Below are 14,160 nucleotides of genomic sequence, written 5' to 3'. Positions count from 1 at the left end.
TTCGGATCAGAGGGCAATCATTCCTTCACGCTCATGTATTCCTTCGCCCAGAGAATGTAATCCTCAGGCTGGGTGTAGGTGTGCGTGAGTTCCGTGGCGCTCAGGTCGGAGGCCTGGGTGAAGATCTGCCGCTGTTCGCGCAGGCTGTCGTACGTTGCCTTGATCGCCGCGAAATAGGCGCCATGGCCGTCGATAGTCACGCGTACGCCGAGTTCTGCCAGGCGCTTGTCGTCGCGCAGCGCCGGGTTGCCGTAAGTGACCAGCATCAGCGGGACGCTCAGGTGCTCGGCAATTTGCTCAAGCTGATCGAAGTCCTGCACGCCGACCATGCAGATGCCATCGGCACCGGCAGCCTGGTATTGCTTGGTACGGCTGATGATTTCCTGATTTGGCAGGATCCCGGCGTTGGTGCGGGCGATGATCGCCATTTCCGAATCGACCCGGGCTTCCAGCGCCGCGCGGATCTTGCCGACGCCTTCGGCGACCGAGATCAGGTCGGTGGATTTGCGGCCGAATTGCGCCGGCAGCAGGGTGTCTTCGATGGTCAGGGCGGCGACGCCGGCGCGTTCCAGTTCGACGATGGTGCGCATCACGTTAAGGGCGTTGCCGTAGCCGTGGTCGGCGTCAGCGATCACCGGCAGTTGGGCGACGCGGCCGATGCGGGTGGCCTGTTCGGCGAACTCGCTGAGGGTGATCAGGGCAAAGTCGGGGGCGCCCAGCACCTGCAACGAAGCGACGGAGCCGCCGAGGATCCCCACTTCAAAACCCAGGTCTGCGGCAATGCGCGCGGACATCGGATCGAACACCGAGGCGGTGTGGTAGCAGGTGTCCGAAGCCAGCAATTGACGGAAGTTACGGCGCAAATCTTGATGGGAAAGCCTGGTCATACGAGTTCCACCAATACAAAGGAATGGAACGGCTTGAGCAAAGGTGTCAACGCCGAAGAATGAAAAGGCTATCACGCGAATGGGTCAAGGTTCATGACGAATTTGCGAGTGAGGCGTTGATGATGGTTCCAGCGGCTGAAAGGTTTCATCTGCAATCAGCGGATTTCCAGTGGCAGGGCCCGAGTTCAGGCCGCTACCGCCTGTTGCTGTTGCCTGGGCAGCAACGCAGCGCGCACCGAATTGCCCGGTTGCAGTTGCAGGCGCTTGGCGGTGAGGCGGTCGACCACCAGGGTATTGCCGACCTGACGACCGGCGGCCACGGTGATGCGGCAGTTCTCCAGGCGACGGTTGTGGATCAGCCATAAGGGGGCCTGTTCGTCCGGCGTGCCAAGGCTCAGAGTCAGCGCCAGGCTGTCGCGCACGGTACGAATGCTGCCGATCGGCGCTTCGATCACCGGGCCGCCGTCGAAGATGTCGATGTAGCCCTTATGCGTGAAACCTTCTGCGCGCAGGATCTTCAGCGCCGGTTCGGTGTTGGGGTGCGGTTGGCCGATGACCGCTTGCGCCTGCTCGGTGAGCATGCAGGTGTACAACGGCTGGCGCGGCATCAGTTCGGCGATGAACGACTTGTTGCCCAGGCCCGACAAGTGGTCGGCGTGGCTGAAATCCATCTTGAAAAAGTGCCGGCCGAGGCTGTCCCAGAACGGCGAGCAACCGAGCTCATCGGCACTGCCGCGCAGTTCGGCGATCATCTTCTCGCCAAACAGCTGGGGGAATTCGGCGACGAACAGCAGGCGCCCCAACGACAGCAATCGACCGTTGCTGCCATGGCGGTGTTCAGGGTGCAGGAACAGCGAACACAGTTCCGACTGGCCCGTCAGCTCATTGTTGAGAAACAGTGTAGGGATCTGCCGCGAAATGCCCAGATCCGGTGCCGAACTCACGGTCAGGCCGACCCGGTAGTTGTACCACGGCTCGCGCAGGCCGACCGCGCCGGTCAGGGCGCTGACGCCGACCACACGCAGGTCGTCGTCTTCGAGCACGAACAGATAATCGGCATCGGCGCGTTCTACCTGTTCGGCGAACGCGCGCTGGGCCCAGCGCACCCGGTGGGCGAGGCGATCCTCATTGGCCGGCAGGGTGGTGAACCCCGGGCCGGCCTGTTGCACCAGGGTCATCAGCGCTGGCAGGTCGCTGACTTTGACCGGACGGACGATCATGCGGTAACTCCTTGTACGCGCCTGTTCGGGCACTGTCGTTGGGTGTGCAACCGGGGGCGATTCACAGGGCTATCAGCCTGATCGTGCTGCCATCGGTGACCTTCAGTGCGGCACACAGATCCGGCGTCAGCGACAGCGGTTGCTCAGGCTGGTAATCCAGTTCGGCTACGATGGCCCGGAAGCCGTGCAGTGCGTCGTTGCTCAACAGATAACGGCCACGCGCGTCGATCGGCGCTTGCTGGCGCACGGTGGCGGTCTGGCTGTGGGCGATCGAACGGATGTTCGCGGTGCGCGCATACAGGGTTGGACCCGCATCAAACAGATCGATGTAGCTGTTGGTTTCAAAGCCTTCACGTTCGAGGATGTCGAACGCTTCCTGGCCATCCGGGTGAATCCGGCCGATGCATTCCTGCGCCGCCAGGGGCAGCATCGGCACATAAATCGGGTACTGCGGCATCAGTTCGGCGAGAAACGTGCGACTCTGCAGACCACACAGGCGCTCGGCCTCGACGTAGGGCAGGTCGAAAAAGTGCTTGCCCAGTGCATCCCAGAACGGCGAATGACCGTTCTCGTCGCTGTAGCCGACGATTTCGGTGATCACCGCATCGGCGAAACGTTGTGCGTGAGCGGCGATGAACAGCAGCCGCGCCCGCGACAGCAATTCGGAAAAGGCGCTGCGCACCAGCGCGTTGTCGATGTGAAAACCGCGCAGCAGGGTGTGGTCGTTGAGGTCGTGACACAGCGACAGCGCCGGCACCCCGTGCTCGATGTTCAGCTCCCGCGAGGCACTGGTGAAGTGGCGGTTGCGCAGGCTATAGAACGGTTCGTTGAAACCGGCAGTGGCAAGGATCTCCGAGCAGCCGACCAGCCGCTGAGTGTCGAGGTCTTCCAGTACGAAGAAGTAGTTCTCCGGGCCTTGCGCCTGAATGTCACTGTCGAACGAGGCGCAGGAACCGGCGATTTTTTCGCGCAGGCGTTCGCTGTCGTCCGGCAGCGACGTAACGCCGACCAGACTGTCGCGGGCCAGTTGCTGCAATTGCGGCAGGTCGGTTGGCTCGACTGGGCGTAAGACCAGCATGGATGCACTCCTGTATCAAAGGGTCCGGTGATCCCCACCGAACCTGACTATCACTGTCGGTTGCCACGCTTTAAAGCGGCGGTCGCCTGATTTGTTGTCAGACGCCGCTCTTTTTCTTGTCAGCCATTGCTCGGGTCAGGCAGCGCGGTGCTGGCGCCGAGTTTGTTCAGGAAGAACAGGTACACCAGACCCAGAGCGATCCAGATCAGGCCGAGTTTCTGCGCATCGACGCCCATGTTGTACATGATGGCGGCGACGATGATGAAGCCGATCACCGGGCAGATCAGATGGCGCACCACCTGACCGGACTTCTGCCGACGCCAGTAGTAGTTGATCACTGTCAGGTGCAGCAGCATGAAACCGCTGAGGGCTCCGAAGTTGACCAGCGAGGTCAGGGTGTCCACCGAGTTGATGAACAGGTAGCAGATCACCAGCGACAGCACCGCCACCAGATAGATGCTCAGGTACGGGGTGTTGTGCTTCGGGTGCACCTTGGCCAGCACTTTCGGCAACTTGCCATCGCGGGCCATGCCGAACAGCAGGCGCGAAACCGCGGCTTGCGAGGTGATCGCCACCGCAACGCCCCAGGCCAGCGCCGTGGCAACACCGGTCAGGGTTGCCAGCCAGCTGCCCGCCGCGATTTCGGCAATTTCATAGAACGCGGTGTCGGCGGATTTGAAGCCCATGCCGGCGGCCAGATCGGTGGCGATCCAGGTCTGAACGACGAAAATCACGCCCATCACCACCAGGGTGATCAGCGCTGCACGGCCGACGCTTTTGCCCGGGTCACCCTTGATTTCTTCGGCGAGGGTCGAGATTGCATCGAAGCCGAGGAACGACAATACGGCAATCGACACGGCCTGCATCAGCAGGGCGAAGTTGAACGTTTCCGGGTGATACAACGGCGCCAGGGTCAGCTCGCCGTTGCCGCCGCCGTTGTGCAGGGCATTCCAGGCGTAGAACAGGAAGATCCCCAGCACCACCAGCTGCGCCAGCAGGAAAATGATGTTCATCCGTGCGGTGAAGGTGATGCCGCGCAGGTTGACGAACGTCGCGCTGACCAGGAACGCCAGAATGAAACCGACCTTCGGAATGTCCGGGTACAGATGGTTGAGGGCCATTGCCGCATAGACGTACAGCAGCGGCGGAATCAGCAGGTAGTCGAGCAGCATCAGCCAGCCGGCGATGAACCCGACGTGTTGATTGAGGCCGCGTTGCGCGTAGGAATATACCGAACCGGCGATCGGAAACGCCTTGGCCATGCTGCCGTAGCTCAGCGCGGTGAACAGCATCGCGACCATGCCGATGATATAAGCCAGCGGCACCATCCCGGGTGCCTCGGCATTGACGTAGCCATACACGCCGAAGGGGGCGATGGGGATCATGAAGATCATCCCGTACACCACCAGGTCGTTCAGTGTCAGGCTACGTTTCAACTCCTGTTTGTAGCCGAACTGTTCTATTTCCATGAAGCGCAACTCCTTGTCAGCCTATCGAACGTTTTTAGTTGTTATATCGGTCCATCGTTTACAGCGTCAGCAGTCTTTACAGCAGCGGTGCCAGGCGTTCGGCCCACAGCGATACCGCTTCCGGGGTGCGCAGCAGATCGTTGCGCACCTCGATCAACACCGATTCCAGTCCTCGGGCATCGCCATGCACCGGCACGGTCATGTCACCCAGCGGATCAATCCGGTACGGCTGGTTGCCCGCGACTTTCAGCGGGTGCTGGCCGAGGCCATCGATCACCCGCTGGGCGTACGTTTTGGCCTGACCGAACAGCACGCCGACTTCCAGCGGCCGCGGCTGGCCGTAATACACCGGGGTAAAACTGTGAATCCCTACCACCCGTACCGCTTGGCCTTGTGCGACGCGTTGGTCGATCAGGGTCTGCAGCCGGGCGTGAAACGGTTTGAACAAGCTCTGGCGCCGGTACTCGCGAGTGGCTTCGTCCAGGTCGCGGTTGCCAGGTACCTGATAAATCTCGCTCTGCGCCGGAATGCTGTCGGGGGCATGCCGGGGCCGATTGAGGTCGATCAGCAGCCGTGAATAGTTGGCGCTCAACAGCGTCGCGCCGAGTCTCTCCGAGAGCTTTTCAGCCAGTTGCAGTGCGCCGATGTCCCAGGCGATGTGCTCGCGCGCGGCTGCATCGTCCAGGCCCAGATTGCTCAGGGCCTCGGGGATGTAGCGGCTGGCGTGCTCACACACCAGGATCAACGGATACGATGAATCTTCGCGGCTCAGGTTGTAGACCGGGCGGGTGTACAACCCCTGCTCGGCGGATTCAGTACAGGCGTGCATAGTGCTCACACAGGTCAGCGGGCGAGAGCTGTTCCGTCAGCGCCAGTTCCTCGGTTTTAAGGGCGTGGTAAGTGTCGAGCAACGGCTTGGGCAGCCATTGATTGAAGGCGGCACTGTCACGCAGGCAATCCAGCGCCTGCGCCAGCGAGGCGGGCAGGGCAACGATGCCCCGGGCCTTGCGTTGCTCGTCGTTGAGTGAATCGGGAATGTCATCGGTGATCGCGTTCAGCGCCAGGCGCTGTTCGATGCCCAGGCGTCCGGCAATCAGCAGCGCGGCCATCGCCAGATGCGGCGAGGCGGTAGCGTCCATGGCGCGGAACTCCAGGTTGTACTGTGCCGCCACGGATTTTCCGCCCAGGCTCACGGTCGGACAAATGCGCAACGCCGCTTCACGGTTCTGCTGTCCCAGACACGCATAGGACGCGCTCCAGTGATGCGGCTGCAAGCGTTCATACGAAACCGGCGTCGGCGCGGTGAACGCACACAGCGCTGGCAGGTAATGCAGGATGCCCGCGGCCCAATGCTGGCCGAGGGTCGACAGACCGTTGCTGGTGCCGGCGTCGTAAAGCAGCGGCAGACCTTGCAGGTCGAGCAGGCTGACGTGCAGGTGCACGCCGTTGCACACCGCGTCGGCCTTGGTTTTCGGCGCGAAACTGACGTCGACGCCCATTTGCCGGGCGATTTCGCGAGTGATCTCACGCACGTTCACCGCACGATCCGCCGCTGCCACACCGAGCGTCGGGCGGCAGGTGATTTCGTATTGGTGCTTGCCGTATTCGGGCAGGAACATCTCTGGCTCGACACCGCCGGCGCGCAGGGCGCTGAGCAGCCAGCCGCCGAATTCGGCGCCCTGACGCTGGGCTTCGAGGGAAAACGCCAGATGCTCGGCAAAGCCGGCATGCAGGTTGAATTCGTGTTCGAACGCGGCGTTGACCTGCAAGCCGAGGTTGTCGCGATAGCGCTCGATTTCATCGCGCAACAACGTGCGCGGACAGGCGCTCCACGGGCGGCCATCGGTCTCGCGAATGTCGCCGTGGATGAAGTCCAGCGCTGGGGCCGCGGCGTCCGGGCCGTTGCCGACGGTGACGCGGCTGCTCAGATCCGGGATCAACCGCAAATCACCATAGGCGCCCCATGGGTTGGTCGAGGCGATGATGTCCTGGGGCGTCAATGCACTGTTGGCCGGCACCCAGCCGCAACCGGCGGCGTGATAATGCTCCAGTTGATCGGTGGGAAACGAGCGGCCACGGGTGATGCCAATCAGGTCGGTGGTGACGATGGTGGTCATCGGCAACGGCGTCAGGCGCTCGCTCATGGGCGCATCTCCTGCAAGCGGCCGAGCACGGTTTGTGTGTCGGTGATCCAGCAGTAACCCTTGATCGCGTTGAGGCAGGCGTCATGCCGCGCCGGGGTGTAGGTGGCGCAGGCGTCTTCGACCAGTGTCACCAGATAACCGCGGTCGGCGGCATCGCGTACAGCCATGTCGACGCACTGGTCAGTGACGATGCCGGCGATGATCAGGTGGCGGGTTTCGAGGTTGCGCAGGACGTAATCGATGTTGGTCGAGTTGAACACCCCGGAGGAGGTTTTCGGCAACACGATCTCGTTTTCCACTGGCGTCAGGTCGTCGATGATCCGCGCCTGGGTGCTGCCCTTGGGCAGGTGCATGTCTGACAGTTTGTGATCCAGCGAGCGGTCGCGACCGTCGGCGGTCAGGCTCTCGATAATCGTGTGCAGCACGTTCTGCCGCGCTTCGCGAAAGGCGCTGAGCAAACGGCGCTGGTTGGGCACCACCTGCATGTGCGCGCGGGTCAGGAAATATTCGGCTTCCGGGCCGTTCAGGTGCGGGTCGTACTGCGGTTCGAGCCAGGCACGCTGCATGTCCACCAGCAACAACGCGGTGTGGTCGGTGACAAACGGCAAGTCCCGCGGCGAGCGGTGGGGAAGGCTGAACATCCTTATTTATCCTCCAGCAGGTGGGTGTTGAAGTCGTTGCGCAGGGCGTCGATGCCTTCCAGGCGATCGGCCAGATCGGGGGTGCGCAGGGTCAGGCAGGCAATCAGCGCCTCGACCTGGGCCAGCGCCGGCACCATGGTGTCGAACGGTGAGGCCGATTCCACCGGGGCGCTGATGATCAGGTCAGCCAGTTCACGCAGCGGCGAGGCATAGATGTCGGTGAACAGCACCACCCGCGCGTTGTTGTTCTTCGCCGCCGAGGCCACCCGCAGGGCCTGGGACTGATAGCGCCGGTAATCAAATAGCAGCACCACGTCCTGGCGTTGCAGATCGAACAGGCGGTCGGGCAGTTGTGCGTTGTCTTCCAGGGCAAAACAGCCGGGTCGAAGCAGCCGCAAGTGGTTGAGCAGATAGTTGGCCATCAGGCTGCTGAAGCGCCCGCCGAAGCAGTAGATCTGGTGCCGGGTGTCGAGCAGCCAGTCGAGCAGAATGCGCACGTCTTCGGGTTGCGTCAGGGCTTGGGTTTCCACCAGCAGACGCTGGCTGTCGGCCAGATAATGGCCCCAGGCATCGTCCTTGTTCAGGTGCGAACGCGGCTGCAACAGGGTGCGCGGCGAACGCAGACGGTGGTCCATGTCGCTGAGCAGGGCGTCCTGAAACTCGGCGTAACCACCGAATCCGAGCTTCTTCACCAGCCGCACGATGGTCGGATCGCTGACGCCAGCGTGCTCGGCCAGACGCGCCATCGGACCCAGGCCGTTGCGTGGATACTGGTCGAGCAGGGCGCGAATCACTTTGCGCTCAGACGGCGTCAGCTCCAGGCCGGGATCGGTGATCAAGTCTCTGAGAGGGGGCATCCGGGCTCCTGCTGGATGAGGGGGGGGTGTTGAATTCGTTTCATAATCCGTTAAAACAGTATTTATGTAACTCAGGTTACATGTCTAGTGAATTTTTAACGGTAGCGATTCAGCGTTTAAATAACGTCAGACCCCTGTGCCACAAGGCCTACACGGATGACGACGGCCCTTGTAGTCCATTGCCCATTGGTGTGTCAGACATTGCCGTTTTTTCTCTTTCAGTGTGTTGGACGGCAAGCTTGCAAGGCCCCCTGAACGGCCCGGTTTACGGCACAATTACCGCAAGACCGGCCGCTTGCCGCCGATTTACCTGATGTTCATCGAGTGCAGTGCTGTGCTATCCACCCGTTTGACTTTGATTTGCCATGCTCGAACCGTCGCACAGAAATTGGCGCGTTTTCCTACGAACGAACCTGTTGAAAATCAGCCTTTGAAGCTTGGTGCGCTGGCGACACAATTCGCTAATCCCAGCCTTTTGTTGTGCGGGCCGGAGTTGCGCACCCGGCAGACGGCCGAATGGTTCGGTGCGGCGCCGCAAGTGGACGAAGCGCTGCGTGATTGCGATTGGGGGCGCTGGCACGGGCAAGCGATCAAGGATCTGCAAGTGCACGAGGCTGACGCCTTGCAGGCGTGGATCAGTGATCCACGGGCGGCACCCCATGGTGGCGAGTCGGTAATGCAATTGGGCGAACGCGTGGCGCGGTGGCTGACCAGCCTGCAAGGAATGCCGGGGCACATCGTCGCCATCACCCATCCGTTCGTGGTGCGCGCTGCATTGATGCAGGTCATGCAGGGCGCCGCGTTCAACGCCGTTGATGTTGAACCGCTGTCAGTGGTTGAGCTGCGCTTCAACGGCATCTGGCGGCTACGCTTGCCGGGTATCGATCTTGCGGGAGCACTTTGATGAAACGACTGCTGGTCATCGGCATCGGCGCCGGCAATCCCGACTACATCACGATGCAGGCGGTGAAGGCGCTGAATCAGGTGGACGTGTTCTTTCTGATGGATAAAGGCCAGAGCAAGGACAAACTGATCGATCTGCGTCGCGATATCTGTGCGCGTTACATCACCGATCCTGCGTATCGCTTCGTCGAATCCCACAGCCCCGAGCGCGCGCGCGGCGACGTGGACTACACCCGCGCGGTCGATGATCTGAATCGCGCCAAGCAAGAAACCTTCGAACGACTGATCAATGAAGAATTGGCTGACGAGCAGTGCGGCGGATTCCTCGTGTGGGGCGACCCGGCGCTGTACGACAGCACCATTCGTATCCTGCAGGCGATTCTCGCGTCGGGCCGCTGTGCTTTCGAGTTTGAAGTGATCCCCGGGATTACCAGTGTTCAGGCGCTGGCCGCGCAACATAAGGTGCCGTTGAACAGCATTGGCCGGTCAATCGAAATCACCACTGGCCGGCGGCTGGCGGCGGGGCAGGTCAGCGACACCGACAGTCTGGTGGTGATGCTCGATGCGGAAGATTCCTACCGCCATGTGGCGGATCAGCAGACAGAGATTTATTGGGGGGCCTACCTCGGCACACCGGATGAAATTCTGATCAGTGGCAAGCTCAAGGATGTGGCGGCCGAGATCGAGCGGGTGCGCAAGGCTGCCCGGGCTGAGCATGGGTGGATCATGGATACCTATCTGTTGCGCAAGTCGGAAATCTCGGGTGAATGATCCGGCCTCATCGCGAGCAGGCGAAGGCCTGCATTTGGAATGCTTACCCCTGTAGGAGTGAGCCTGCTCGCGATAGCGTCCTCAAGATCACCATCAGGAAATGGCTGTGACCCCACGCCCAAACCGCTCCCGATACACCGACGGCGGCACCCCGACCACGCTGCGAAACGCCACGCGAAAACTTTCCACCGAGCGATAACCGCAGCGCTGGGCGATCTGCTCGGTGTTGTGCACGGTGCTTTCCAGCAGCTCCCGCGCCCGGGCCAGTCGCTCGTGTTGCAGCCACGCCTTGGGCGATTGCCCGCTGGCCTCGGTGAAACGCCGCAGAAAAGTGCGCTCGCTCATCGCCGCTTCGCTGGCCAGATCGCGAACTTCCAGTGGTTGGTGCAGGCGCTCGCGGGCCCACTGCATCACCCGCGACAAGTCGTTGCGTGGCGTCGGGCTGACCGGCGTGGGGATGAACTGTGCCTGACCGCCAGTGCGTTGTGGCGACATCACCAGACGCCGGGCCACCGCGTTGGCGACCTGGGTACCGAAATCCCGTGTCACCAGATGCAGGCACGCATCGATCCCGGCGGCGCTGCCCGCCGAGGTAATCAACTGGCCGGAGTCGACGTAGAGCACATCCGGATCCACCGCAATCGCCGGGAAGCGCCGCGCCAGTTCATCGGTGTAGCGCCAGTGTGTGGTCGCGCCGCGGCCGTCGAGCAAGCCACTGGCGGCCAGCACAAACACCCCGGAGCAGATCGACAGCAGCCGCGCACCTTGGGTGTAGGCCTGTCGCAAGGCGTCGATCAGGGCCGGCGGCACCTCGGCATCACGGTCACGCCAACCGGGAATAATAATGGTGCGCGCCTGTGCCAGTAGTTCCAGGCCGCCGTCGGCCAGTACCTGAATCCCGCCCATGGCGCGCATCGGCCCTTGGTCGACGGCGACGATGCGATGCTCGTACCACGGGAAATCGAACTCAGGCCGGGCCAGGCCAAAAATCTCCACGGCGATGCCGAACTCGAACGTGCAGAGGCCGTCGTAGGCCAGAATCGCGACCAATCCAGGTGAATTTGGCATTTGGCGGAAAATTCCCGGTGAGTGTCTTGCCCGCCACTGTAGCGCCAAGTGCTGGCCCGATAAAGTCTGTTCACACCCCAACAGATGTAGGAGCTAAACAGCATGACCAGCCTGGTTCGCGAAATTCCTGCCGCACCGTCAGCGATTGCCTTGATGCATTTCAGCAACCGTCTGACCTTCGAGACCGATTGTTCCGACGTCTTCAGCAGCCAAGAGGCCGGCGAAGTCGATTTTGTCCTGGTCGATGTGCGCGGACCGTTGGCGTTCGAGCGCGGTCATGTGCCGGGCGCCATCAATTTCCCGACACGTTTGCTGACCGTAGAAGGCCTGGCGCAGTACTCGAAGAACACGTTGTTCGTGGTCTATTGCGCCGGCCCGCACTGCAACGGCGCCAACAAGGCAGCGGTGAAACTGGCGGCGTTGGGTTACCCGGTCAAGGAGATGATCGGCGGCGTGACCGGATGGCTGGATGAAGGCTTTTCGCTGAGCGTCGAACAACCCGCCAAAACCCCCATCGCCTGCGAATGCTGAATGCTTTTGTAGGAGCTGCCGCAGGCTGCGATCTTTTGACTTTTTTTAAGAACAAGAGCAAAAGATCGCAGCCTTCGGCAGCTCCTACATGAGTAATAGGTACCCTTTTCGAGGGTTTGTCCTACAGCCTTTGCACCATGTCGGCGCACCGTTGATCCCGGTCAACGGTGGCGCCGATTTTCTGTAAGTATTTGTCGCTTAAACACAATTTGCCCTGTGCGCGTCGCCATAGACTGCCGGCCACTTCGGTTTTTGCTTTCAAAAAGCCATGACCGAACGTTCTATCGAAAGCTGCCAATAAAAGCCTCCGCACACAGGAGTAATAAATGAAAAAGCTAGTGATGTTCGGTGCCCTGGCACTGTCGATGTTGTCCCTGACCGCTGTGGCCGAAGACGCCAAACCGATTCGTCTGGGGATCGAAGCCGCTTACCCGCCATTCTCGATGAAAACCGCTGATGGCAAACTCACCGGGTTCGACGTCGATATCGGCGATGCCCTGTGCAAACAGATGGACGTCAAATGCGTGTGGGTCGAGCAGGAGTTCGATGGCCTGATCCCGGCACTCAAAGTGAAGAAGATCGACGCGATCCTGTCCTCGATGACCATCACTGACGACCGCAAGAAAAACGTCGATTTCACCATCAAGTACTACCACACCCCGGCGCGCTTCGTGATGAAGGAAGGCTCCGGTGTCAAAGACCCGCTGACCGAGCTCAAGGGCAAGAAAGTCGGCGTGCTGCGCGCCAGTACCCACGACCGCTATGCCACCGACATGGCCAAGGACGCCGGGTTTGAAGTGGTGCGCTATGGCTCGCAACAGGAAGCCAACCTGGACATGAAATCCGGCCGTCTCGACGCGATGCTGGCGGACTCGGTCAACCTCAGCGACGGTTTCCTGAAGACCGACGCCGGTAAAGGCTTCGAATTCGTCGGCCCGACCTACGAAGACGACAAGTACTTCGGCGGCGGTGCCGGGATTGCCGTACGCAAGGGCGATACCGAACTGGCCGAGAAATTCAACAAGGCCATCACCGAAATTCGCGCCAATGGCGAGTACAAGAAAGTCCAGGACAAGTATTTCGACTTTGACGTGTACGGTCATTAATACGCTGTAGAAAAAAGTGGCCCCGTTTGCGCGGTGGCCACTTTTTTTGTGCTCTTTCCCTGAAGACAAAGACCCCCTGTGGGAGCGGGCTTGCTCGCGAAGGCGGTATAACATTCAACATAATCATTGATTGATACACCGCCTTCGCGAGCAAGCCCGCTCCCACAGGGGATTTTCGCCGATTCAATTTTCAGGAGTTACCCATGCAACGCATCGACCATGTTCTGCCCTGGAGCCACTTGGGCAGCGAACGTTCCCTCAGTGTCTTCAGTTACGGCGCGGGCACTCGCAAGGTGTACATCCAGGCCAGTCTGCACGCCGACGAACTGCCGGGCATGCGCACCGCATGGGAACTCAAGCAACGCCTCAACGAGCTGGAACAGCAGGGTCGTTTGCAAGGCGTGATCGAGCTGGTGCCGGTAGCCAATCCGATCGGCCTCGACCAGCACCTGCAGGGCAGCCACATGGGCCGCTTCGAGCTGGGCAGCGGGAAGAATTTCAACCGCTCGTTTGTTGAACTCAGCGCGCCGGTGGCGGCGCGAATCGGCGAGCAACTGGGCAGCGATGCCGTGGCCAACATCGCCTTGATCCGCCAGACCATGGGGCAGGTGCTCGATGAGCTGCCAGCCCCGGCCTCGCAACTGGAAGCACTGCACCGCTTGTTGCTGCGCCATGCCTGCGACGCTGACATCACTCTTGATCTGCATTGCGATTTTGAAGCGGCGATTCACATCTACGCGCTGCCCCAACACTGGCCGCGCTGGCAATCGCTGGCGGCGCGACTGAAGGCTGGCGTTGCGCTGTTGTGTGAAGACTCCGGTGGCAGTTCGTTCGACGAATCGTGCTCGTCGCCGTGGCTGCGCCTGGCGCGGGCGTTCCCGAACGCGGCGATTCCCCCGGCGAACCTTGCCACCACCCTGGAACTGGGCAGCATGGGCGACACGCGGGTCGATCAGGCCCAGGCCAATTGCGAAGCGATTTTCGGCTTTCTCGCCGAGCAGGGCTTCATCAGCGGCGAATGGCCGGCGGCACCGTCCGAGTGCTGCGAAGGCATGCCGTTCGAAGGCACCGAATACCTGTTCGCGCCACACCATGGCGTGGTCAGCTTCCTGCGCAATGCCGGGGAATGGGTCGAGAAGGGCGACGCGCTGTTCGAGGTGGTGGATCCGTTGAATGACCGGCTGACTACCGTGCGCGCCGGCACCAGCGGCGTGCTGTTTGCGATTGATCGCGGGCGTTACACCCAGCCGGGGATCTGGCAGGCCAAGGTGGCGGGGCGCGAACCGATTCGGGTGGGCAAACTGATCAACGACTGAATCCAGACCTCACCCACCCCTGTAGGAGCTGCCGAAGGCTGCGATCTTTTGATCTTGCTTTTAAAAGTCAAAGTCAAAAGATCGCAGCCTGCGGCAGCTCCTACAGGTCTGGGTGAGGCAGGTTAAGCCTGTTAGGCTCCACCGACGAACCCGACACTTTGTGAAGGAA

14 protein-coding genes are annotated in these 14,160 nt (G+C 61.2%); 5 read left to right on the top strand and 9 right to left on the bottom strand.

Going from position 1 to position 14,160, the window contains the following annotated elements; all coding sequences use genetic code 11:
* Positions 1-17: 17 nt before the first annotated feature.
* The 8 genes from ACVHNU_RS14075 to ACVHNU_RS14040 form a co-directional block, all read right to left on the bottom strand.
* Positions 18-887, bottom strand: coding sequence for an isocitrate lyase/PEP mutase family protein (locus ACVHNU_RS14075; RefSeq protein WP_003226214.1), 870 nt, complete (start codon positions 885-887; stop codon positions 18-20).
* A gap of 185 nt (positions 888-1,072) precedes the next feature.
* On the bottom strand, positions 1,073-2,107 hold the full coding sequence (gene astA / locus ACVHNU_RS14070) for an arginine N-succinyltransferase (protein WP_473020037.1): 1,035 nt from the start codon (positions 2,105-2,107) through the stop codon (positions 1,073-1,075).
* A 61-nt stretch (positions 2,108-2,168) separates the two neighbouring features.
* The gene (locus ACVHNU_RS14065) at positions 2,169-3,185 is read right to left on the bottom strand and encodes an arginine N-succinyltransferase (protein ID WP_201137211.1); all 1,017 of its coding nucleotides are present in this window, start codon (positions 3,183-3,185) and stop codon (positions 2,169-2,171) included.
* Positions 3,186-3,304: 119 nt separating this feature from the next.
* On the bottom strand, positions 3,305-4,654 hold the full coding sequence (locus tag ACVHNU_RS14060; RefSeq protein WP_473020036.1) for an APC family permease: 1,350 nt from the start codon (positions 4,652-4,654) through the stop codon (positions 3,305-3,307).
* A 76-nt stretch (positions 4,655-4,730) separates the two neighbouring features.
* A complete protein-coding gene (locus tag ACVHNU_RS14055) occupies positions 4,731-5,483 on the bottom strand; it encodes an N-formylglutamate amidohydrolase (RefSeq protein ID WP_338802429.1) in 753 nt (250 codons plus the stop codon).
* Positions 5,467-6,798: a type I glutamate--ammonia ligase gene (locus tag ACVHNU_RS14050; protein WP_103521477.1), complete on the bottom strand. Its 1,332-nt coding sequence runs from the start codon at positions 6,796-6,798 to the stop codon at positions 5,467-5,469. The genes ACVHNU_RS14055 and ACVHNU_RS14050 overlap by 17 nt, the downstream gene beginning before the upstream one ends.
* Positions 6,795-7,439, bottom strand: a complete 645-nt coding sequence (locus tag ACVHNU_RS14045) for a cysteine hydrolase family protein (protein ID WP_003226202.1) — start codon at positions 7,437-7,439, stop codon at positions 6,795-6,797. The genes ACVHNU_RS14050 and ACVHNU_RS14045 overlap by 4 nt, the downstream gene beginning before the upstream one ends.
* A 2-nt stretch (positions 7,440-7,441) precedes the next feature.
* The gene (locus ACVHNU_RS14040) at positions 7,442-8,296 is read right to left on the bottom strand and encodes a MurR/RpiR family transcriptional regulator (RefSeq protein WP_045122540.1); all 855 of its coding nucleotides are present in this window, start codon (positions 8,294-8,296) and stop codon (positions 7,442-7,444) included.
* A gap of 313 nt (positions 8,297-8,609) precedes the next feature.
* Between ACVHNU_RS14040 and ACVHNU_RS14035 the strand changes: the two genes are divergently transcribed.
* Positions 8,610-9,200, top strand: coding sequence for a histidine phosphatase family protein (locus tag ACVHNU_RS14035; RefSeq protein WP_473020074.1), 591 nt, complete (start codon positions 8,610-8,612; stop codon positions 9,198-9,200).
* Positions 9,200-9,970 (top strand): precorrin-6A synthase (deacetylating), encoded by a 771-nt coding sequence (cobF, locus tag ACVHNU_RS14030; protein ID WP_473020035.1) that lies wholly within the window; start codon positions 9,200-9,202, stop codon positions 9,968-9,970. Before ACVHNU_RS14035 ends, cobF begins: the two co-directional genes overlap by 1 nt.
* 93 nt (positions 9,971-10,063) lie before the next feature.
* Here cobF and ftrA read toward each other — a convergent pair whose 3' ends face one another.
* Complete coding sequence (gene ftrA / locus ACVHNU_RS14025) at positions 10,064-11,038, bottom strand: transcriptional regulator FtrA (protein WP_103485100.1); 975 nt, start codon at positions 11,036-11,038, stop codon at positions 10,064-10,066.
* 102 nt (positions 11,039-11,140) lie between these two features.
* Between ftrA and ACVHNU_RS14020 the strand changes: the two genes are divergently transcribed.
* The 3 genes from ACVHNU_RS14020 to ACVHNU_RS14010 all read left to right on the top strand — a co-directional run bounded on the left by ACVHNU_RS14020 (position 11,141) and on the right by ACVHNU_RS14010 (position 13,991).
* A complete protein-coding gene (locus ACVHNU_RS14020; protein WP_473020034.1) occupies positions 11,141-11,569 on the top strand; it encodes a rhodanese-like domain-containing protein in 429 nt (142 codons plus the stop codon).
* Positions 11,570-11,895: 326 nt separating this feature from the next.
* A complete protein-coding gene (locus ACVHNU_RS14015) occupies positions 11,896-12,675 on the top strand; it encodes an ABC transporter substrate-binding protein (RefSeq protein WP_473020033.1) in 780 nt (259 codons plus the stop codon).
* Positions 12,676-12,878: 203 nt separating this feature from the next.
* A complete protein-coding gene (locus ACVHNU_RS14010) occupies positions 12,879-13,991 on the top strand; it encodes a succinylglutamate desuccinylase/aspartoacylase family protein (protein WP_473020032.1) in 1,113 nt (370 codons plus the stop codon).
* Positions 13,992-14,160 lie beyond the last annotated feature (169 nt).

The organism is Pseudomonas sp. Ors-4-3C, from assembly GCF_055755035.1.
The sequence above is the reverse complement of the archived record's forward strand: the minus strand, read 5'-3'. Positions and strand labels throughout refer to the sequence as shown.

What these genes read in the sequence shown, in the direction of transcription:
- ACVHNU_RS14075 (WP_003226214.1), bottom strand. Translation starts at nt 887, where the DNA reads ATGACCAGGCTTTCCCATCAAGATTTGCGCCGTAACTTCCGTCAATTG.
- astA (WP_473020037.1), bottom strand. Translation starts at nt 2,107, where the DNA reads ATGATCGTCCGTCCGGTCAAAGTCAGCGACCTGCCAGCGCTGATGACC.
- ACVHNU_RS14065 (WP_201137211.1), bottom strand. Translation starts at nt 3,185, where the DNA reads ATGCTGGTCTTACGCCCAGTCGAGCCAACCGACCTGCCGCAATTGCAG.
- ACVHNU_RS14060 (WP_473020036.1), bottom strand. Translation starts at nt 4,654, where the DNA reads ATGGAAATAGAACAGTTCGGCTACAAACAGGAGTTGAAACGTAGCCTG.
- ACVHNU_RS14055 (WP_338802429.1), bottom strand. Translation starts at nt 5,483, where the DNA reads ATGCACGCCTGTACTGAATCCGCCGAGCAGGGGTTGTACACCCGCCCG.
- ACVHNU_RS14050 (WP_103521477.1), bottom strand. Translation starts at nt 6,798, where the DNA reads ATGAGCGAGCGCCTGACGCCGTTGCCGATGACCACCATCGTCACCACC.
- ACVHNU_RS14045 (WP_003226202.1), bottom strand. Translation starts at nt 7,439, where the DNA reads ATGTTCAGCCTTCCCCACCGCTCGCCGCGGGACTTGCCGTTTGTCACC.
- ACVHNU_RS14040 (WP_045122540.1), bottom strand. Translation starts at nt 8,296, where the DNA reads ATGCCCCCTCTCAGAGACTTGATCACCGATCCCGGCCTGGAGCTGACG.
- ACVHNU_RS14035 (WP_473020074.1), top strand. Translation starts at nt 8,610, where the DNA reads ATGTTCATCGAGTGCAGTGCTGTGCTATCCACCCGTTTGACTTTGATT.
- cobF (WP_473020035.1), top strand. Translation starts at nt 9,200, where the DNA reads ATGAAACGACTGCTGGTCATCGGCATCGGCGCCGGCAATCCCGACTAC.
- ftrA (WP_103485100.1), bottom strand. Translation starts at nt 11,038, where the DNA reads ATGCCAAATTCACCTGGATTGGTCGCGATTCTGGCCTACGACGGCCTC.
- ACVHNU_RS14020 (WP_473020034.1), top strand. Translation starts at nt 11,141, where the DNA reads ATGACCAGCCTGGTTCGCGAAATTCCTGCCGCACCGTCAGCGATTGCC.
- ACVHNU_RS14015 (WP_473020033.1), top strand. Translation starts at nt 11,896, where the DNA reads ATGAAAAAGCTAGTGATGTTCGGTGCCCTGGCACTGTCGATGTTGTCC.
- ACVHNU_RS14010 (WP_473020032.1), top strand. Translation starts at nt 12,879, where the DNA reads ATGCAACGCATCGACCATGTTCTGCCCTGGAGCCACTTGGGCAGCGAA.